A 20,428-nucleotide genomic window follows, 5' to 3' on the forward strand; every position below is an offset into this window, starting at 1 on the left:
CTCAAAGCCCAAAGGAAATAAATATGAAATCTAGGTCATCTCATTTTAGACTGAAAACACTGGAGAAATCCCCGACGCATCCCCACCCAATAGCAACAAACCAATCAATATCAGTAACACCCCGCCAAACAGCTGTGCGTAGTATCCTGCAACTTTCATTGACTTGCCTTTGGCATCATTTCCAGCGGTTAGGTAGCGCTTAACGATCTTCTTGCCTGTCAGAGTGAGAACGGCAATCAACGAAGTGGTCAGTGCTGTACCACCTGCCATAGCGAGTGCTGAGATCACGCCCATCCAATACATGCCGACAATGTTTGCAAACAGCAACACCATAATGGCACCAGTACAAGGCCTTACACCGATGGTCACGACAATACCGATGTATTCACGTAGCGTTGAGGCTTTATTGATCGCTTCTGGATCAGCTACATGCTGGTGACCACACCCGCAATCAGTATGTGAATGTTCTGTTGTATGCTCGCTGTGTGAATGAGTGGGGTTTGCAGTCATAGAAAACGACGTCACTGGCTTCATTGCACTCATATTTGAAGGCTGCGCAGAAAGCGCGGTTAAGGTTTTTATCTTCATCTTCGGTTTGCGCATGACTTGAACAATCTGCTTCAATGCTTTCCAGCACAGCAGTAACCCCATAACGACAACAAGCAGAAAGCTCAGAGAGACAAAACTGGTCGCTTTCTCGTTAACGGTTTGCATTGATGCCTGAAAACCCCATACGAGAATACTCACAAGTGCAATCGCCACCAGCGCTTGAGCAATTGCAGAAACGATTGTGAGCACCAAACTCGCCTTTACCTTTGTTGGGTGGGTCGCGAGGTAGGTCGAGACAATGACTTTGCCATGGCCAGGACCGAGCGAGTGCAGCATGCCATACACAAAGCTGAATGCAATCAAATAGCCACCAGCGACCAAAGGGTTGGCTTTGGCGTCATAAAGTAAATCAGCTAACTCTGCATTCACATCACGCTGCCAGCGCCCGGTTTCGATGACCAGAGAAGGCCACATTTGCCACAGCTGATAGGCGCCCAAAGACAAAACAAGCATTACCGCCAGCGCGACCCATCTTTGATTGCTCATCATTGATTTTTGTTTCATGGATTCATGGCTCCTAAACGTTAAATCTCAAATCCAAGGTTATTGAATGGCAGTCACAGCTGCGCAATGAATTTTGGCGGTTTGGGTGAACAGCTCGCCTAAGGTGTTATCCGGATCAGCATCCTCTGGCAGGTTGAAAGCGTAGCTCATCTGCTCGGCAGTTGGGTTAGGTTCAACCATTTCTAGGGCACATTGCTTAGCCAGCTCGGCAGATAAAACCACGTCGCTGTTTGCACGCCAAGACATATCAACAAAGTGGGTTTTGTCGTAAATCATTAATCGTAAAGAATCGCGTGTGACTGCTTTGGGTTCAGCTAGTGGCAAATAAAAACTCAATACGAGCTTGGCTCGGTCTCGCTCCAAGCTTTCACTATGGCCCACGCTGTATCGAATCGGGGTTTCACCGTCATAGAAGTAAGTAAAGTAATGCTCATACATGATGTTTTCCATCAGTGATGCCGCGATGGTGCGAAAGGTCTCTTCTTCATTTTCGGGTGAGACATCTTCACCATCTAATACATACGCTGATGTCATGGCGTCGAACGCCCATTCCATGTTTAACCCCGTAATTACACCGTTCTCACCTTGAACCGTGGTTTTCATCTCTATCCATGAATGCGGGTGTGCCTGAAGGCTAGACGATAGAAATAACGCCATCAGCCCGAAAAGGGGCTTCTTGACAGCAAAAAAAGGAAGTCTTTTGTAAAGATGCATTGGAAAATACGCGTTACGAATTTGCCAGGTGTTATAACATAACAATATCGAAATTGCATGTTAGCTTTGAAGGCCTAAGCTCAATATTCCATTCACCACCTCATGCATATCTTTTCCACGTACATCGGGTTGTCTATAAAGAGGATGATAAAATGCGTTACTTCGCTCAATAAACGCGGCATTAAAGCCACAGCTCATTGCCCCGTGGGTATCCCAATCATGGGTAGCGACAAGCAAAAGCTGTTGCGGGCTGCGCTGAAGTTGCTTGGCGACAAAATGGTAGACCTTGGGGTCGGGTTTGAAGCTGCCTGTGGACTCGACTGAAACTATCTCATCAAAGTGCTCAAGCAGTCCTGCCTGCTCAATTTGTCGCTCTATCAATGATTGAGATGAGTTGGAGAATGCGATGGTGCGGAATCCGCTTTGGCGCAGCTTAGTGAGTGCGGGTTTGATATCGGGGTAAGGTTGAAGACTAGCAAACCCTTGCAGCAGCAAACTTCGCTGCTCTTCACTAACATCCACTTTATAATGCGTTGCTAAGTTATCAATCATACTGCTTGCAAGACTAGCAAAATCACTCGTCACTCCCGTTACAATGCAAACATTTGAGGTGTGTAGTAAGCGCGCAAACCAAAGTGACAGCGCTTCTTCAGAGCCAAATACTGTCGTAAATTCCGTTTTGAGTGAGGACAGATCTAAAACGGTTTCATTGATATCAAAGAGAATGGTTTGAGTTTGCATCGCAAGTTCCTGAATAGTAAAAGAGAGCCTCGCATTCACGTAGGCTCTCTCTATTTATAGCTTAATGCGGGTTATTTGTAATTTGATGGGAATAGAGCACGTTTTGCACTCTCATCAAACTCACTCTTGAACTCGACATCCTGCCCAACTTGACGGGCGCGCTGAACAGCAGGGCGACTATTAATGGATTCAAACCAACGAGCAAGGTTTGGATATGGCGCTAGCCCCTCTTCGCCCAATACGACTTGAGCTTTATCAATCCACCCCCAAGCCGAGATATCAGCAATGGTGAATTGGTCACCAACAATGAAATCTCTACCTTCCATATGGGTTTCAAGCACTTCATAGTGGCGTTTTGCTTCGTTCAAATAGCGATTTACCCCATAGTCGTTGCCTGCTGGCGCCACGTTACGGAAATGCACAGATTGACCAGAGAACGGCCCTAAACCACTGGCAATGAACATCATCCAAGACAATAGCTCTGCACGGTCTTGTGGCTTTCCACCCAGCTTGCCCGTTTTTTCAGAGAGGTAAAGCAAGATAGCGTTAGAATCGAAAACGCGCTGTCCTTCATCTTCGATGGCTGGCGTTTTACCGTTAGGGTTAATCAAACGATATTCTGGCGTGTGCTGCTCCCCTTTGAGGGTATCGACCGGCACTAGCTCAAAGTCGAGTTGCGCTTCCTCAAGAAACAAAGCCACTTTCATTGGGTTTGGGGTTTTATGAAAATAAAACTTTAGCATCGTAAACATCCTTTCCTTGTATGTTGATGAGGTACACCTAAAAACGCTGATTTGTTCCGCAGCTATTCGCTGGTATCTCAAGATTTATCGTTGATACAAAATAAAAGTAACCCAGCATGAACAATCGCTCAAGGTTAATTTGAACATTTGTTCAAAATGACCTTAATCAAGAGAATAACCAGCACCGCTCTGCCCCCTTTTCAAAGCCGGATAAAACAAAAGTCTCGTTGAAAATGAGACCTTTGTTGTTGTGCTAACGAGCTGTCACTTGTGTGCGCTGCCCTTATGGAATCAAGACCTCAACATGATAGGTCTTGCCCGGTTCAATAGAGTCAATACGTGTTGAAGCCAGGGTTTCTCCATCAACAATCACTTGTGTATGCATAACGTCTGTGCGGGTTATTGATACCTCAAATGTGGCCCCTCGGAAGTGACGTACTGCGCTGGCTTTTTGCCAGTCGGTTGGCAGTTGTGGATCTATTCTCAGCCCACTTGCATCACCTTTAAGACCAAACAGACCCTCAACGATGCAGCGATAAACCCAAGACACCGTTCCCGTGTTGAATAGCTGGCTTGAGCGCCCTGCTGTGCGCGGGTGCTGATAATAAGCGCCACGATAGTAGTTAGGTATAAATACTGGAAGCTGACCGCGTTGAATGTAGTCCGCTTCATCAGGACCGGTAAGCATTTGCGACATCAGTTTGAAGGCGCGATCGGTTTCACCAGCTTGATAAAGGCTGAAGATATAGAAGATCGCCGCGTGGTTATACACACTGCCATTTTCAGCGGAGCCCGGATGCTTTTGAGTCACTCGCCCTACGTCATCACGCATCGCGGTAAAGCTTGGTGCGAGCATCATCACACCGTAAGGCGTCTCTAGCTGCTGCTCTACCTGCTTGATCATCTTCTCGCGCTTATCGCTGTCTGCGGTTTGCGCCAATATTGCCCAGCTTTGCGGGTTTAAGAAGATTCGCCCTTCTTCGTCTTTACTCGTACCAAATACCACACCGTCATCGGTAATGCCACGGGCATACCAATCACCATCCCAAATATGCTTATTGATGGCTTCATTAAGCGCTTCTGCATTAGATCGGAACTCTTGAGCCAACGCCGTTTCACCAAGATGAGCACAGATGTCAGACCAAATATTCAAGGCATAGGCAGCGGCCATAGATAGCCAACCCGACACACCTTTGCCTTTGTAACCCACCATGTTCATCGGGTCACACCAGTCGCCTTGCGCGATGAAGCTCAAACCGCGATGGTCACGCTCGTTGAACAGCCAGCGCATCGCTTTATTGATTCGCTCAAACACTCTAGCCGTTTGTGTGCCTTTAAACTGCTCCACTTCCTCGGCAAAAATAGAGTAATCATTGGTTTCATCAAGGTATGCACGCAAGCAAACTGGGAACCAAATACAGTGGTCTGTATGCGGGATTTGGTTGATGTATTTCAGTTCTGCTTCTTCTGTCAGTAAGATCCCGTCAGGAATGGCACCTGACTCCTCTTGTTGCGCTAGCGCATGAAGAAACGCGTTGCGGGTGACCGCTGGTTTGATATACACCATACCCATCGCATCTTGTAAGTAGTTGCGGGTTTGTGGGTCAGTACTGAGTCGGTTCACGTCACCATGATAGAACATCTGCCTTGGCAGCCAGCTGTTTACAAACTCATTCAGCTGTTTGTCTGGCGTTTGTATTTCAATGCTGCCTTTGCCTTGCGCGACATATTTGCTGTAGCGAGCTTTGGTTTGAGCAAACTCTTCATCTAAGAAATAGTGGTCGCGTATGGCTGCAATTTCTATATCACTGAAGGCAGGACCAAGCAGGAATCGGTAGTCTTCTTGTTGCTCGTTGACGAGTTCGATTTGATATTGCAACGCAGCGGTCGGCGTTTCGTAAAGCGCATCGCCGTTTTCTAGTGTTGCTAACTGCACGCCGGTTGGGTTATGCAGCCCCCCTTCACCTTCAAATTGTTCACGAATAGTTTCGTAGGCGGTTGGCTCTCTATCATGAAGGAAGAAGGTTTTATCTTTTAGGTCTTTATTTTTAAAGTAGTCAGCCACTTTTTGGTACGGCGTGACACAGCTTGCTACCACCCCTCCAAGATCTGAGCGGTATTTCGCAGACTGATTCATCCAGCTCATGTAGCCAATCGGGAAGTACGGGTAAACGCTTATCTTTCGCTCACGACCTGAGACATTTTTTACTTTTAATTGCCACAGCTCCACCACATCATTCTCAGGTAGGCTCAAGCATAGCTCTACTTCAATACCTAAATGCTCGATATGCCAACGAATATCCGACTGACCTAATGAGAAACAGTACTTATCCTGCTTCTGTCTGACTGGCTCATAAGGCGCTGAAAAAATTTCGCCCGTTTCTTCGTCTTTGATATAGAAGAAACGACCAGGGTGATGTGCAAAATATGGCTGCTCTGGTTGCATGAAACTCTTAGCTTCAAGATTAGGAGCATGCATGTATTTCGCAGGCTCAGGCTGCATAAACTGGGCAGTGGCATAACCACGGCAGTTCACCTGAATCATCATTTGTTTGTTCCAAAGAAAACCAGACGCTCTTGGCATTTTTGTCGGGCTCAGTAACTCCACACGTCTTGCCTGTTGTTTAGTTTCTACTAGCACTCTTTGTCATCCTTTGATCACGTTTAACGTATGCTTCAATCAGTCCACTTTTATCTATTCCGTATATTGAAACAAATGGACTCGATGACGTTTCTCATACGATATTGAATTCTTTAGGTATTAGCTTACGCGATAAGATGCCCCAAAAGCGGCCGAAAAGAGAATTGTGTTGGTGGTATCAAACAATTTCTCACCGTGCAGAAACTCAGTGAAACTCTGCAAATTCGTAGCTTCACTTGGTGGTTATCTGCGCAAAAATGATCACTGACAGGTTTTGTACGAATATAAATACCCTTATCTGCAACAAGGTATAACTCCCCTATTTTAAAGGCTATCCATAAGGGGTAGAATGCACGCCAATTTTATATTGGCACACGTAGCACGCATTAAGGGGCTTCTTATGACTACACCTACCCAGTTCGAACTTTATGATATTCTCAAGACTTACGAGGATAACTACCAAAATGGGCCTTTCTTCGATGCTAAAATGCCGACTCGTCCTGCGATCAAACAAACTCATAAGGTGTTTGATTTTGAGGTGAACTCTCGCCTAGGTGTTCCAGCCGGCCCACTGCTAAACAGCCACTGGTGTGATGTCTACGCGCAGCTTGGTTTTGATATTCCTGTTTATAAAACGGTTCGCAGTGTTGAGCGTGCATGTCACCCAGCACCAAACTGTATTTTCCTAGATACAGACAAGCAGTTTGGTAACGGCGACATCAATACCAACATTCACCCTGGCTTGCGCCCAGCACGTGACGAGCAAATCACCATCACTAACTCTTTTGGTGTGCCATCACTTGCACCTTCTGTATGGATGAAAGACATCGAAGAAGGTAACCGTAAGATGGGTAAAAACCAGCTTATGATCGTATCTGTAAACGGTACTCCAGGTCTTGCTGAGCGTGACCTTGTTGAAGACTACGGCTACGTTTCTGCAATGGCCAAAGAAGCGGGTGCGAAAGTAGTAGAAGTAAACTACTCATGTCCGAACCTTGGCGGCAGCAAAGAAGGTGCACTGTTCTCTGACCCAGAAAACTCAGCGCTAGTATCGAAGAAGATTCGTGAATCTATCGGTGATACGCCACTGATGATCAAACTCGGTTGGATGCCAGCAGAGCAACTAGAAAAAGTGATTGAAGCGAACCGTCCATACGTTGATGGTTTTGCAGCAATCAACACGATTCCTCGTAAAGTGATCACGTCTGAAGGCCAAGCAGCGCTACCAGGTGAAGGTCGTCTTTCTAGCGGTACGTGTGGCTTTGCTATCGGTGACCTTGCTGAAGAAGTGACGAGCAACCTTATTGACCTGCGCACAAAATGGAAGGATGACTTTGTTATCTGTTCTGTAGGCGGCATGATGAATGCTGAAGATCTGCACCGCCGTCTTGATATGGGTGCTGATATGGTAATGAGTGCAACTGCAGCAATGTGGGACCCATACCTAGCGCAGAAATTCCACGAGTTCAAATAAGCGCTAAGCGAAACACTATGATGTTGGTCTGACAGTCTGCCTGCAGGCCAACTTTCAATCTATTGTTATTCCCGTCACTCAAATCACTATACCTTTACTTAGACGCTACTTCTTATGCCTCTTACTTTAAAGTAAGGGCTAATTGGCCTATCAACAAAATACTCCCAAACATGCTTAAATACCGCGTGCTGATTGGGAAACGGCGCAAGCTCAAGTGCCTCCTCTAAAGAGCACCATTGATAATCCGTATGCTCTTCATTCAATACGATGACTTGATCAGGGGGGCACATCACCACAAAAACAGGGATCAACTGCATTACATTCACTTGGGGTTCGAAAAATCGCTGTATGTAATCGGAATTGTAGAGCTCTGAAACTTGGATTTTGGTCTCTTCTTCAAATTCTCGAATGATGGCGTCAACCCCAGTTTCGCCTGACTCGATTGAACCTCCTACATGACACCAATATCCGCCCTTTACTCGCTTCATGAGTAGCATTTTCATCTCGCCTTGGATACGTGACAACGCAACGCCAGCGACTATAGCTGTACTTAGTGGGATCACGATTTTCTCCTAAAGTCGGTTTAGATAATCGTACGCTGTAAGACGTAAACAATCTCTTTTGGCGTAAAATGGTAAATATTTACCCCACAGAAACGCCATAATATCGGTCTCATTTTCGCACCAATAACACTCTGAATTTATTAAAAATGTAGTCTAATTTTTTCTTAATGCCCTGTTATTTTCGGTCTTAAAGACTTTCCAAGTAACTAGGCATCAAGGATGGGTACATTTATAAAAGGTTAACTGATGAAAAACGACGTCGATTTAGAAGCAGCGATTTCCAAAGCTTTCACCAAGTCATTAATACGATTTTCAACACTGGCATTTATTCTGATTGTCTGTTGTTGGGCATTTTTACCCTTTTTGCCTATTTTGCTCTGGGCATTAGTGCTGGCGATTGCACTGTATCCAGTGCGACTCTTTGTTGAGCGAAAAACCCAATAGACCCCTGCAAGAAGTTCAACGGTTATCGCTATTGTGGGTGTTCTAGTGCTTGGCGTACCGACCGCTCTAGTGGGCAATGCATTTGCTACCAATACTATGGTGGCGTTCGAAGCCTATGAAGCGGGGACATTAGCTTTATCTGCTCCAAAAGAGACGATTAAAGATCTGCCCATCATCGGTGAGAGCCTGTACCTATCATGGCTTGAAGCCAATGGTGCTCGGCCGTGGCTTAGCTGTGCCAATGCCGATTGTTTTGATTGGTGCTATCGGAGGCATAGCAGCCGGAGGAATCCTGGGTATGTTTATTGGTGCTGCGTTCTTAGCTGCGGGTTACCAAGTCTTTATGGCATGGGTCGAATCAGAAAACCTCAATTCTGAAGGCCTAGGCTCTGAAAATATCAGCCCCGAAATCATAGAGCCTAAGCATGCTGAAACTGACAAGGCGCAACCTAAAGACGATGCCCTAAGTCATACTCAAAGTTGAGTTATACTTTCGCCATCACATTTAACTCACTAAACACTGCCCCATAATGGCAAACGAACACCCCATTGCGATAATCCAAGACAGAGAACGCAGTATGCCAAAATTGAGCAAATACAAAACATGATAAACAAGCCGAAAGGCGATGTGAGTCCAAGCGAGTAGTTGTATGTTCTCATTGATCGTTCCTGTCGCGATAGCGAGCAAAATTGCGGTTGCGAATATGATCAATGATTCAAACGCGTTTTGATGGGCTGCAAGTGCTCGTGCGCCGAAGCCCTGTAATCGAGCTTGTTGATCGCGGGGATGGTTATTGTCGTATCCACCCGCTCGACTCATCGCGATACCCAGCGGTATTTTTGCGGCAAAGGGTAAAAAGGCGGCGATAACCAAGCACACGATTAGTCCATTCATCTGTCATCTGCTCCTTGAAAAGTGATTAAAGGTCGTCAAAGTAAAGACTACACCATAATCAAAAGCAGCTCAGGTTTGATCTTCTTGTTGATTGTTTCAGGTCGTAGCAGAACAAGATAGATTGATTGATTACGAATCATTATTAGTAACTCGGAATCTTCATTACCCCTTTCACAACCATAACAGCAGACCCTATCAACTTAGTGCGTCTATCCGACAATTGTTGAGTTGTCACATAACCACCACGTTTTGACGCTTGGTAACCACGTAGCTCTGTCTTTTTGAGTTTTTCTGACCAATACACACTTAGCGCACAGTGCGCTGAACCCGTTACGGGATCTTCATTAACTCCGACCCAAGGTGCGAAGTAGCGAGAGACAAAATCGACATCTTCACTGTGGGCTCGAGTGGTGATAACAACGCCCCGCCCTTTGAGTTTATTCAATGCATCAAAATTAGGCTGTAGGCTGATAAGAGTATGCTCACTATCAATTTCAATAAACTGTTTATTATCAAAGATGCCATAAGCGATGACTGCTTTAGTGTCGATACCCAGATGCTCCAGTAATTCAGCCACAGGCGTCACCTCAAAATCGATAATTGGTGAAGGAAAGTCCAATTCAATTGAAGACTCGTTGATGAAAGCCGTTAGCTGTCCCGATATGGTATTAAAATGAACTTGCTCCCCCTTCTCGACTAAACCTCGCTCCTTGAGTACATGGGCTGCTGCCAATGTGCCGTGACCGCACAATTTCACTTCAGTTTCCGGCGTAAACCATCTTAACGTCATATCCGAAAGCGATAGAAAGGCCGTTTCAGAAACCGCCATCTCTTCAGCAATCGACAGCATCAAGCTTTCGGTCAGTTGGTGGTCTGTTATACACACACCCGCTGGATTGCCTTTGAATGGTTCCGTCGTAAATGAGTCTACTTGATAGATGTCGATATCCATTGGGTGCCCTATGTATGATGACGTCGCTGATCGACGTTTAGAAAAGCTGATGAGGCACAGGTTATTTTCTTTCTATTGATAGGACAAGCGTAACTTAAATAGAAATTACACCGATTTTTTATATACTTAATTTCAACATACTGGCTAAGTTGAGGTGAAAGCAATGAGTAAGCTTGATAAATGGGTTTCCAACAACATTACACTGACCAGCATCATAATGATGGTGGTAGGCATTACACTTGGGTATGTCCTTTTCTGATGGCTCTTTCGCTAGTATTCTATTGAGCTAGCCTTCTATTGATACGCTATCCTTTCGTCATCAGACAGACACAAATCTCTTGTATTCTTACTGCCCTCTCAAGTTAACCATACAAAGTTCGCGACATAGTCCTTACTAAGGCGTTAGTCCTACTCTTTGGTAGCTCGCAGCTTTACTAGAACACATACTTTGCATCAATGATAAAACTAGACGAAAACTGGAACTCTGTTGAGTGGGTTCTCACCGATGTTGACGATACGCTCACCTGTCATGGTCACCTGCCTCCTGAAACATTAATCGCATTACAGGCACTTGGAGACGCTGGGAAAAAAGTCGTTGCTGTAACCGGTGCTTGCGCTGGTTGGGGGGATCATATTGCTCAACTATGGCCTGTTGATGCTGTGCTCGCCGAGAACGGTGCGGTGATCATGGAGAAGCAAAATGGCTACTTAGTGACTGATGGCCTCACGACTATGGCTGATTTAGCAAGTAATCAACAGCGTCTAAAAGCCCAAGTAGAAACCATTCTTATCGATTATCCCGACTTGAATTTTACGCTTGATCAAGCCTATCGAGTGTGTGAAGTCGCGATTGATATTGGTCAGAACCGCCCTGCAGTTGAGAGCGCCATCGTAGATGAAGTCATCACTAAAATTCACCAATTAGGTGCTAACGCTACGGCTAGCTCTATCCACATTAATGCTTGGTATGGGCAGCACTCAAAGCGCATTACCGCTGAATACTTTTTGAAGAAGAAAGGCCTCAGTGATGAGCAAATCCAATCACAATGTTGCTATGTTGGTGACTCTCCTAACGACACTGAGATGTTTGGCTGGCTGCCAAACAGTGTTGGTGTCGCGAATATCGAAAAGTACTGGGATAAGTTAGCCCACAAACCATCATTGGTGATGAGCAAGCCCGGTGGGTATGGGTTTGCGGAGTTTGTGGATTTGTTGTTGTGTAAAAATCAGTAATCATTCTGGCTAAAAGTAGAGCTAAGTAGACTGAGATGAAAAAACCTCTAGCTTACGAAGCTAGAGGTTTTATTTTTATACTACGATATAAATTAATCTTCGTATTTATCGTGAGACACGTCTAGTTGGTAGAACGTTGCCTGTGAGTAGTCATCTAGATCGCCGCTGATGTTTTGGTTGTAAACACCGGCTTTGAAGTACATGTACTTTCCACCAACATCGTATCCGCTATCGCTCATATCCACGACTTGAACTACGTCGTCATGGCCTTCGCGCATTAGAGTGACTGTCATTGTGTTGCCTTTCACTTCAATGCGGTAGCTGAACACTTCGCCAAGTGCGATGCCATCTTCACCAACTTCAGCCGTCATGTCGCCCACTAGAGGGTAGAAATCCTCTTTTGTTGCATCTTGGCTTTCGTGCGCAAAGTAAACGGCACCTGTTGCTTGGTTTGGCAGTTTGCGGTAGTACAGACGAATTGGCTCATCGTTTTGGTCGTGGATCTGACCAATGATAAAGCGACCAACTTCGTTTGCGTTACCCGTTGTTGTTGCGTGGTCGATTTTCAGTGTTGCTTCCAACACGCCGTCGATACCTGCAGCTGCTTTTAGGTCTGCTTCCGGTGCGCTAGAGAATACCCAGTTGTTCTTGTTCACACCTTTAGTGCTGATAGACTGGTCACCACGACGCATCATTTCACGAAGCTCAGTACGCGCGTATTTAGTGTTTTTCGAAGTACGAACGCCTTTCACGTAAGACTTGAAGACTAGACCACCGTCGTCAGCTGTGTAGAAGATTTCTGGGTGTTGGTAACCGTTTGCAAGGTTCCACTCAGAAACATCATCAGGCTTGCCATTTTTGTCATGGTCGAATGGTTGAGATAGGTACCAATGCGTCAAATCAAAGTTTTCACTTGGCGCGTTACCTGCTAAAGGCTTAGCTGGTAGATTCGTTGGGACTGGAAGTGCACTGCGCGTGTCACATTTTACTGTCGTCTCACATGGGTAGACAGCAGGAGCACCGAAGTTACCTGAGCGTAGGTCTTTGCGCGCTTCTTTACGTGCTTTCTCTGCTGCTTTCATTTCAGCGATCATCGCTTGCTCTGCAGCGACAACTGCTGGTGTGATGATATGACTAGCAGGACAAGCATTTACGTTACAGTTAACCGCCGCTAGCTCTGTTAGACTGTTCCAACCACTTTTCGTGTTGCCGTGACCAACGTATCGAACATAACGAGCTTGAACGGCAGGCTCAAACTGAAAACGCTCTAGACCAATCGCTTTACCTGAGCTCATTTGGTTCTCTAGTACCGTTGTCCAGTTTTCACCATCAACACTCACTTGGATATCAAATATCGATTGGCGCTCATTACCTTTGCTAAATGCTGCCTGAACAGCGTCAAACTCTTGCACAGAGCCGTAGTCCAGCATTGCCCACTCACCGTCACCCGCTGATGACCAACGTGTTGTTAGGTCTTGGTCGAATAGACGATCTGGCCCATTGCCATCGTGACTGCTCGCGGTAATCGCAACAGGAGTCAGAAGTGCTTCACCCGTTTCTTTGTTATTAGGAAACTCGACCGTTGGTTCGCTCGTGCTGGCACAACCAACCGCAAGTAAGACAGAGGAGGCTAGTAAGGTTTTTATAGTAATTTGTTTCATATTCAATCCATGGTTTGACTACAAAAGGCAGCATTTGTACTTGAAAACAACATTCGCAATCAGGTTGTATTGGTTCGTTCAACCAACCCTGCTTTCGATGAAACAAAATATTACATAATTTAATAATACAATTGAAAGGATGCGTGAAATATATGAGATGGAGGCCACTATTTGGTTCATTCATATACCAACCAGATCACAGTTTTGTCATATTTTAGGAAGATAAGTGTGATCTAGATTGATTAACAAATGGGGGTATTTCCGCAGCAGGGCGGTTTTGCATAGGCTATGCATGACCCAACTTGATTACTGAGACACTCATGTTAAACATTGCTTTATTGAACGGCGACATTACTCAAGCCGAAGTTGACGCTATTGTAAATGCTGCAAACCCCAAAATGCTGGGTGGTGGCGGTGTTGATGGTGCCATTCATCGTGCTGCTGGCCCTGCTCTGCTTCGAGCCTGTTTCGATGTTGAAGAGAACAATGGAAAACGTTGTGGCTGGGGCGATGCAAAAATCACCAGCGCAGGAGAATTAAATGCTAAATATGTTATCCATGCCGTCGGGCCGATCTATCATCAGTTCTGTGATCCCAAAGCGGTTTTACAATCTGCATACCGCCAAGCATTAAACCTTGCGTTAGAAAACAACTGTGAGAGTGTGGCACTCCCTGCAATATCATGTGGAGCTTATGGCTATCCTCAGCCAGAAGCGGCTCAAGTCGCACTCTCTGTTTGTAGTGAGCAGAAATACAAAGGAATGCAGCTGACGTTTTACCTATTTGGTGAAGATATGCTAGAGACTTGGCAGAGTGAACTCGATAAGATTAAAGAGTAACCTAAGTCTTCACAGCGTATCGCTCAGTGATATCGCTGTTGTCGCGATGGCTTGCTTTGACTTTATCAGTCCGCAAAAAACTCTACTCACTAAACCCTGACTTTAACCACTGCTTAAACTTCAATACTTTGTATTGATGCTCACGTGAGTGATTCACAATAACATAGTGATGGCTCTGACTTTTCAAGCGGGTGGGATGGGCAACGATGAGATCTCCAGCTTTAATCGCATCCTCAACTAAAATGCTCTTAGCAAGCAACATCCCTAATCCTTGGCAGGCAGCTTCCATCGAGTTCTGAGTGTTATCAAATTCTATTTCAGGCTGAGTAAACGGCATCCCAGCGTTATGAAGATTAAACCATTCACGCCAACCTTCGCTATATCCCATGGTGGCTAGCTTAGGGTAGTTGGCAATAGTCTCTATCGATTGGCTGAAATCATGCTGACGCATAAAGCTTGGGCTCGCAACGAGAACCCACTCTTCTCGCTGTGTAATTCGCTCAAAATCACGGCCTTGCCAGTTTCCGTAGCCATTGATAATTTCGATATCAACGCTTTCACTGGCATCAGGGAACAGATTTACCGTGGAATAAAACTTTAGTTTTATATTAGGCTGTTGGCGACGAAAATCCGCCAACCTCGCCATTAACCAAGCACCACAAAAACTTTGCGAAATACGTATCGTTAGAACGTGGTCAACCTTGTTTCCGAAAAGATTTTGCGTACCAATCTGCAGGTTATGGAATGTTTCAGTCAACAAAGGCAAATACAACATGGCTGACTCTGTTAGCTCTAACTGCCCTCCTTTGCGGACAAAGAGCTGATCATTAAGAAAAGTCTCTAAGACCTTTATTTGTTGGGAGACTGCCCCTCTACTGACATGCAACTCCTCTGCCGCTCGTGACACACTAAGGTGACGAGCGGTTGATTCAAAGGCTTTAAGAGCAGTAAAAGGAGGCAAGGCATTCAGTGCCGCTTTTTCTATTTTAATCATCGTTCTAGGCCTATTCCCTATAAGCTCTGTCAACTGACGGCTTAGCTCGCCTGACTTCCTTCTATGCTATTGAAAACACAATCATCATTCGCTAGTTCACCAATATGCACTACCCGCGTACATACTTGGTGCAGCATAGAGATATCGTGACTAATCAACACCGTAGCACATCCTAGCTGTGAGACTTGTTCAAAAAATAAATTCATTGTGTTGTACCCCACTAAAGGGTCTAAACGCGAGGTAGGCTCATCAGCAACGATCAGTTTTGGCTGCATCATGAGTGCGCGTAGCATAGCAAACCGCTGCAACTCGCCACCCGAAACCTGAGCGGGCTTGCGCTCAAGCAAAGCCTCATTGAGCTTTAACTGAGTAAGCAAGGCAGGAACTCTACTCTGATCTAGCCCATGCAAGCGACATAAATCCAAAAGATTCTTACCCAACGTCAGTGTGCTAGGAAATGCCGCTGGTGGATCTTGATAGAGCTTCAATGCCTTACCTTTTACTAGTGAGCTGTCGCGCCACACTTGGCCACTATCTGCATTGGTTAAGCCAAGCAAGATGTCTGCTAACGTCGATTTTCCAGCCCCGCTGTCACCACTAATTCCGACAATCTCACCGGAAGATATAGTGAAGCCTAAATCGCTAAATAACTGCTTTCCGCCACGTTGCTTTGACAAATTAGTCGCTTTGATAAGCGCTTTCGTTGGCTTTTTCTCTGGTTGCTTGAGGTGGCTATGTTCAAGGTGTTTGGCGTGGTAGTGAGCTTGATGAGCGTCAAGCAACTGCTGGGCATACTCTGACTGAGGCTGGCTTAATATCTCATTACTTTCACCCCGCTCAACGATGACACCATGACGCATAACAATCACTTCTCCACCGATTGCTTTTGCTACGTCGATATCGTGAGTGATGGTCAGCAGTGCCTTATTGTCTCCATGCTGTTTGAGCAGCTGGGTAACCTGTTGTGCTCGGTCACGATCGAGGCCCTTAGTGGGTTCGTCAGCAATTAGAATCTCACCTCCCGCTGCGGTAGCACACACATAAGCCGCTCGTTGTGCCATGCCGCCGGAGAGCTGGGCTGGCACTTTATCGCCATCACGATGGATACCAAGCTTAGTGAGTTGACGCTCGACTCTTGTCTTAGCGTGTTCTTTCTCATGATTAGAAACTAGGGTCTCAACCAAACCAATCTGTTTTTCAATTAGCATAATGGGGTCTAACGATAGCCACGGCTCTTGTGGCAACATTGCTACCTTTTTGCCCCACAGCGATTCGATGTAAGCCTGATCTTTTACATCCTTACCATACACTCGCACCGAGCCTTTTGATTCAAGCCCCTTAGGTATTACGCCCATTATCGCCTGAGCCAGAATACTTTTGCCCGAACCCGTCTCACCAAGAATCGTGACTGGCTTACCCAGTGCTAAGGATACTGACAAGTCATCAACGATTAACGCGGATTTAGACCAGATTGACAGTGATTGTATCTCGACAACAAAATTAGACACGTTCGACTCCCGCAATCAAATGAAAACTTAACACAAGCAATACAACAGCAAAGAGTGGCTGCAACAGAACCCATGCAGCATCGCTGTAGTATGGAAACAGCTCTACCATCATTAATCCAAGTTCAGCATGAGGCGGCTTGAGACCCACATAAACAAAACCAATAGAAGCTAACGCTAGTACCGAGTTACCAGCGCCAAAGCACGCTAAAGTAAACACATCTTTACGGAAACTTGGCCATAAGTGGTTGCGAAAAATATACCAACGACCAAACCCATACAGTTGGGCAGCTTCGATCTCTGGAGTGTTAACCAATGCCATCGTTCGAGCACGAATCACTCGGAAATACTCGACCCAGAGCACCATTGATATGGCAACATAAAGAATAAAGAAAGAGCCTGGGACTAAAGCGCCCAAAAGCAACACCAAGATCAACCCGGGTAATGCAAGCAGAACATTGACGACGAATGATAAAGCAGAGTCTACCCAGCCCTGATACCAACCTGCTAAGACACCAAGCAGCACACCAAGAGATGCAGAGGTGACAACACAAAACAGTGCCATCAATAACGAGGTTTGCAAGGCGCTCGACAGGCGTGCAAGGTTACTACGACCAAACTGGTCAGTACCAAGTGGTTCAGCCAACGATGGTACTGAGAATACAGCATCAAGGTTTTGCAATGCCGGATCGCCTCCCCATAGCAGTACTTCTAGAGAAATAAATACTATTACACTGACAATGATGGCCAAACCAAATCGTTGTGAAAGCGCTAATTTGTTCATGCTAGTGCCTCTTCACGTTGTCTTGGATCAAGCGCATAGCCAAGTAGGTCAACCAGCGTATTCAACATCACGAAGATTAAACCCATAGTGAGTGCAGATCCCTGAATCATAGGTACATCACGACCAAAAATCGCGTGCGCTAAAGCATGCCCGATCCCCGGCCAAGAAAAGAGCGATTCAATCATCACGATTCCCTCAATCAAGCCGACAGCCTGGATACCAACAAAAGCGAGTACGGGTAAGGCAATATTGGGCTGAGCATGATGAGTGAAAGCTTGATCCTCAGTTAGACCTTTATAGCGAGCAAAGCGGTAGTAGGCTGAGTTTACGACATCAAAGGTCGAGTTACGGATCATTCGACTCGAAAGTGCAGCCATGGCAAGCGCCAAAGAGAGAGCTGGTAAAATGACATATTCACTGCTGCCGAATCCTGCAACAGGGAATAATTTCAGTTTGAGGGCAAACACTAATACCATCACTAAGCCAATAACGAAGACAGGCTGAGCACGAACTAGAATCGCAAACACTAGAGAGGCTTTATCCCCTTTAGAGCCCGCGTTTCGGCCGGCATAGAGCCCTAAAGGAATCGCAATAATCAGAGAGAAGAAGCTGGCAAATAGGGCCAGTTTCAAAGAATGCCCAAGCTGGTGATACAGTTCTTGAGTTACAGGATTGCCACTAACGAGTGACTCACCTAGATTAAATTGGACAAGGTTGACCAACCATTCAAAATATTGAACGATTGCAGGGCGGTCTAAGCCTAGCTCAGCCGTCACAGCCTCTGCTGCAGCCTGATTGACATAGTCGTAACCATAGCGTCCAGCGGCGATACGATAAGCAAAGTCCCCTGGTAACAAGCGCATTAAGATAAAGGTTAAGGTTCCTACCGCCCAGGCTACCAAACCTGCCTGCCCCAGTCGACGCAATAAAATATTAATCAGCAAAAGACATCTCCGATGCACGGTAGTTGTTTTCAAATGGGTCGAACACAAAGTTATTAACCCGCTTATTCACCGCGACCTGCTGGGTGTAAAAAACAACCGGGATCAATGGCATCTCTTGTGCGAGGATTGCTGCTGCTTGTTGAGATAGAGACGTATAATCTTTCCCTTGCGCTGTCATCATTTGAGCAAACATGTCGTTAAGACTCGCTGATGACCAGTTCATATGGCCCCAATCACTCCCTTTATGGCTCGCCGTATCTTCTAGTAAAATCGCTAACGGGTCAGCAATCGTACCAAAGTTACGTGCCACCAGCGCAAGCTCTAAGCTGCCATCATGATGCCTTGCTGGGATCGCACTAGAGTTATCAACGCTGATACTCACGTCAACGCCAACTTCTCTAAGCTGTGCTTGAATTGCCGTGGCAATTACCGTCAACTCAGGGCGGTCGGCATAAGTCACCATATTGAGCTCAAAGCGCTCACCTTCTCTTTCAAGGACCCCCGATCCGGTTCGATGCCACCCCTGTGCACTAAGTAATTCCTGCGCTATTTCAAGGTTGCGGTTTTGGTGCTCTATATCGCTAAGGTGCCAGTCTCCTAACGCTGGAGGAAATAGCTGGTAAGCCTGTGAATCTGGAACTCGAACGATGTGCGATGAGATACCTTCACGATCAAGCGCAAGGCTTAGCGCCTGACGTACTTCTTTAGTATCGAGGAAGCGGTGCTGGTTATTTAGCTTGATAACCACGGTTCTCGGTATCGACTCACTCACAACATCAACCTGCTCTGAGCGGTGCAACATATCTAAGCTCGCCGGGTCTAGTGTATAGATCAGATCGGCCTGACCGCTTTCTGCTTGTAACGCTCGGCTTTCTGCGCGATGCCCCGTGAGATAATGCAACTGCTCAATCTCAGGTAAATCTCCGTAATACTCGCCAAATCGTGCAACATTCAACTTATGTGGTGGCGCAAGCACAGCGACTTGATAAGGACCAGTACCATGGATATCCACAACATTGCCATCACCGTCATAAGAGCCCGGCGACAATATCGCCAATGAGTAGTGAGCCATTATCGACAACAATGGTCGAAATGGCTGCTCGAGTTCAAGAGTGACCGTATGACCGACGCCTGAAATTGATTTGAGTGGTAACTGTCGAATCACTCCCGGCTTTTCCAATGCCTGTTCAATGGCGTTGACCACTGTGCTGGCAGTCATTGGTTGGAGATCGTGAAAAAATACATCATCGCGCAGTGTAAACTGCCAAACCAAACCATCGTCACTCACGTTCCAAGACTGAGCAAGCTTGGGGGCAAGCGTGCCATCTGGCTGAACCTCAACTAAAGACTCTGCTACTTGCAATCGGGTATAGATATAACCATCTTTCGCCAAATCTTGACTGGTAAACTCAAAAGGCCCGCCAATGGTCAAGGTATTGTCTCGATCGACCGCTTGATAATCTAATAACAGCCATACCATTAATCCGAACGCTACGGCGAAAAATCCATGTTTTAACATCAAAAACTATCCAAAAATCAGACTCATACCACCAGCGACTATAAAGCCATAGCCACTAAAAATCACCCCTTGGTGATACCGACAATACTGTTTAGGCACCATGCCTAACATAACCCCAACAACATGGATCACCACCGAGCCCATAAAGAAGCCCTTGCGAAAGCCGGTCGGGTTGATTAAACCGCCAATCTCGATACCATGGGCATAACCGTGAAACACGCCAAAAAAGAGCACAATGGGAAGCATGACAAACAGTGAAGGCGTTGCTCGATAAGCTATCAATGCACCAAACAGCACTAACGAAAGCGCTATCGCTGGTTCATAGTAACGAATAACCATACCCGCCTCGCCAAGGTACAACCCCACTAGCATTGAAGCGATGAAAGCTGCCGGTACTTGCCAAATTGTTGAGCCGCCGTAGCGACTGCTCAACACGCCAACAGCGATCATTGCGAGGAGATGATCCCAACCCGTCATTGGGTGAATCACTCCACTAAGAAACCCTGCCGTGCTTTCTGCACTATGCGCGAAAGCGACCGCTGGAAAGAGGGACAATATTAAAACCAATAACCGATTCATGTTACTTCTCCATGTTTGTGGCACACGATAAAGCATCAATATGATAATTTTATTTCAACTGGAGTAGACCTGCTTAGGTACCAAGCTAAC

At 46.1% G+C, this 20,428-nt stretch carries 20 protein-coding genes; 5 read left to right on the forward strand and 15 right to left on the reverse strand.

Going from position 1 to position 20,428, the window contains the following annotated elements:
* Positions 1-45: 45 nt before the first annotated feature.
* The 5 genes from QWZ05_RS04425 to QWZ05_RS04445 all read right to left on the reverse strand — a co-directional run bounded on the left by QWZ05_RS04425 (position 46) and on the right by QWZ05_RS04445 (position 5,952).
* A complete protein-coding gene (locus QWZ05_RS04425; protein WP_290296800.1) occupies positions 46-1,113 on the reverse strand; it encodes a nickel/cobalt transporter in 1,068 nt (355 codons plus the stop codon).
* 39 nt (positions 1,114-1,152) lie between these two features.
* Positions 1,153-1,827: a DUF1007 family protein gene (locus tag QWZ05_RS04430; RefSeq protein ID WP_390216453.1), complete on the reverse strand. Its 675-nt coding sequence runs from the start codon at positions 1,825-1,827 to the stop codon at positions 1,153-1,155.
* A gap of 60 nt (positions 1,828-1,887) precedes the next feature.
* Positions 1,888-2,568, reverse strand: a complete 681-nt coding sequence (locus QWZ05_RS04435; protein ID WP_264876660.1) for a haloacid dehalogenase type II — start codon at positions 2,566-2,568, stop codon at positions 1,888-1,890.
* Between the two features lie 71 nt (positions 2,569-2,639).
* Positions 2,640-3,311, reverse strand: a complete 672-nt coding sequence (locus QWZ05_RS04440) for a glutathione S-transferase family protein (protein ID WP_264876661.1) — start codon at positions 3,309-3,311, stop codon at positions 2,640-2,642.
* A 283-nt stretch (positions 3,312-3,594) separates the two neighbouring features.
* Positions 3,595-5,952, reverse strand: a complete 2,358-nt coding sequence (locus QWZ05_RS04445; RefSeq protein ID WP_264876662.1) for a GH36-type glycosyl hydrolase domain-containing protein — start codon at positions 5,950-5,952, stop codon at positions 3,595-3,597.
* Positions 5,953-6,352: 400 nt separating this feature from the next.
* Between QWZ05_RS04445 and QWZ05_RS04450 the strand changes: the two genes are divergently transcribed.
* Positions 6,353-7,426 (forward strand): beta/alpha barrel domain-containing protein, encoded by a 1,074-nt coding sequence (locus QWZ05_RS04450; RefSeq protein WP_264876663.1) that lies wholly within the window; start codon positions 6,353-6,355, stop codon positions 7,424-7,426.
* Positions 7,427-7,524: 98 nt separating this feature from the next.
* Here QWZ05_RS04450 and QWZ05_RS04455 read toward each other — a convergent pair whose 3' ends face one another.
* Positions 7,525-7,989: an NUDIX hydrolase gene (locus tag QWZ05_RS04455; RefSeq protein WP_264876664.1), complete on the reverse strand. Its 465-nt coding sequence runs from the start codon at positions 7,987-7,989 to the stop codon at positions 7,525-7,527.
* A 246-nt stretch (positions 7,990-8,235) separates the two neighbouring features.
* Here QWZ05_RS04455 and QWZ05_RS22365 point away from each other — a divergent pair, with 246 nt between their 5' ends.
* Complete coding sequence (locus QWZ05_RS22365) at positions 8,236-8,433, forward strand: hypothetical protein (RefSeq protein WP_415852289.1); 198 nt, start codon at positions 8,236-8,238, stop codon at positions 8,431-8,433.
* Between the two features lie 211 nt (positions 8,434-8,644).
* The gene (locus QWZ05_RS22370) at positions 8,645-8,917 is read left to right on the forward strand and encodes a hypothetical protein (protein WP_415852290.1); all 273 of its coding nucleotides are present in this window, start codon (positions 8,645-8,647) and stop codon (positions 8,915-8,917) included.
* Positions 8,918-8,938: 21 nt separating this feature from the next.
* Here the strand turns inward: QWZ05_RS22370 and QWZ05_RS04465 are convergent, their stop codons facing one another.
* Both QWZ05_RS04465 and QWZ05_RS04470 read right to left on the reverse strand, forming a co-directional pair.
* Complete coding sequence (locus QWZ05_RS04465) at positions 8,939-9,328, reverse strand: MAPEG family protein (protein ID WP_264876665.1); 390 nt, start codon at positions 9,326-9,328, stop codon at positions 8,939-8,941.
* 142 nt (positions 9,329-9,470) lie between these two features.
* Positions 9,471-10,280: a PhzF family phenazine biosynthesis protein gene (locus tag QWZ05_RS04470; RefSeq protein ID WP_264876666.1), complete on the reverse strand. Its 810-nt coding sequence runs from the start codon at positions 10,278-10,280 to the stop codon at positions 9,471-9,473.
* 456 nt (positions 10,281-10,736) lie between these two features.
* Between QWZ05_RS04470 and QWZ05_RS04475 the strand changes: the two genes are divergently transcribed.
* Positions 10,737-11,513, forward strand: a complete 777-nt coding sequence (locus QWZ05_RS04475; RefSeq protein ID WP_264876667.1) for an HAD-IIB family hydrolase — start codon at positions 10,737-10,739, stop codon at positions 11,511-11,513.
* A gap of 92 nt (positions 11,514-11,605) precedes the next feature.
* Here QWZ05_RS04475 and QWZ05_RS04480 read toward each other — a convergent pair whose 3' ends face one another.
* Entirely contained in the window at positions 11,606-13,174 is a 1,569-nt protein-coding gene (locus QWZ05_RS04480) for a polysaccharide lyase family 7 protein (RefSeq protein ID WP_264876668.1), read from the reverse strand.
* 320 nt (positions 13,175-13,494) lie between these two features.
* Between QWZ05_RS04480 and QWZ05_RS04485 the strand changes: the two genes are divergently transcribed.
* Positions 13,495-14,013 (forward strand): macro domain-containing protein, encoded by a 519-nt coding sequence (locus QWZ05_RS04485; RefSeq protein ID WP_264876669.1) that lies wholly within the window; start codon positions 13,495-13,497, stop codon positions 14,011-14,013.
* 82 nt (positions 14,014-14,095) lie between these two features.
* Here QWZ05_RS04485 and QWZ05_RS04490 read toward each other — a convergent pair whose 3' ends face one another.
* From QWZ05_RS04490 to QWZ05_RS04515, 6 genes are read right to left on the reverse strand one after another with little or no spacing between them, the layout of a single operon-like run.
* On the reverse strand, positions 14,096-15,007 hold the full coding sequence (locus QWZ05_RS04490) for a LysR substrate-binding domain-containing protein (protein ID WP_264876670.1): 912 nt from the start codon (positions 15,005-15,007) through the stop codon (positions 14,096-14,098).
* 41 nt (positions 15,008-15,048) lie between these two features.
* Positions 15,049-16,515 (reverse strand): ABC transporter ATP-binding protein, encoded by a 1,467-nt coding sequence (locus tag QWZ05_RS04495; RefSeq protein ID WP_290296807.1) that lies wholly within the window; start codon positions 16,513-16,515, stop codon positions 15,049-15,051.
* Positions 16,508-17,296 (reverse strand): ABC transporter permease, encoded by a 789-nt coding sequence (locus QWZ05_RS04500; protein ID WP_264876672.1) that lies wholly within the window; start codon positions 17,294-17,296, stop codon positions 16,508-16,510. The genes QWZ05_RS04495 and QWZ05_RS04500 overlap by 8 nt, the downstream gene beginning before the upstream one ends.
* Positions 17,293-18,237 carry an ABC transporter permease gene (locus QWZ05_RS04505; RefSeq protein ID WP_290297118.1) on the reverse strand — a complete coding sequence of 315 codons (945 nt, stop codon included), beginning with the start codon at positions 18,235-18,237 and terminating at the stop codon, positions 17,293-17,295. Before QWZ05_RS04505 ends, QWZ05_RS04500 begins: the two co-directional genes overlap by 4 nt.
* On the reverse strand, positions 18,230-19,759 hold the full coding sequence (locus QWZ05_RS04510) for an ABC transporter substrate-binding protein (RefSeq protein ID WP_290296808.1): 1,530 nt from the start codon (positions 19,757-19,759) through the stop codon (positions 18,230-18,232). Before QWZ05_RS04510 ends, QWZ05_RS04505 begins: the two co-directional genes overlap by 8 nt.
* 6 nt (positions 19,760-19,765) lie before the next feature.
* Positions 19,766-20,338 carry a HupE/UreJ family protein gene (locus tag QWZ05_RS04515; RefSeq protein WP_264876674.1) on the reverse strand — a complete coding sequence of 191 codons (573 nt, stop codon included), beginning with the start codon at positions 20,336-20,338 and terminating at the stop codon, positions 19,766-19,768.
* Positions 20,339-20,428: the final 90 nt, after the last annotated feature.

The sequence above is a fragment of the Vibrio agarivorans genome, assembly GCF_030409635.1.
In the GTDB taxonomy this organism is placed as follows: Bacteria; Pseudomonadota; Gammaproteobacteria; order Enterobacterales; family Vibrionaceae; genus Vibrio; species Vibrio agarivorans.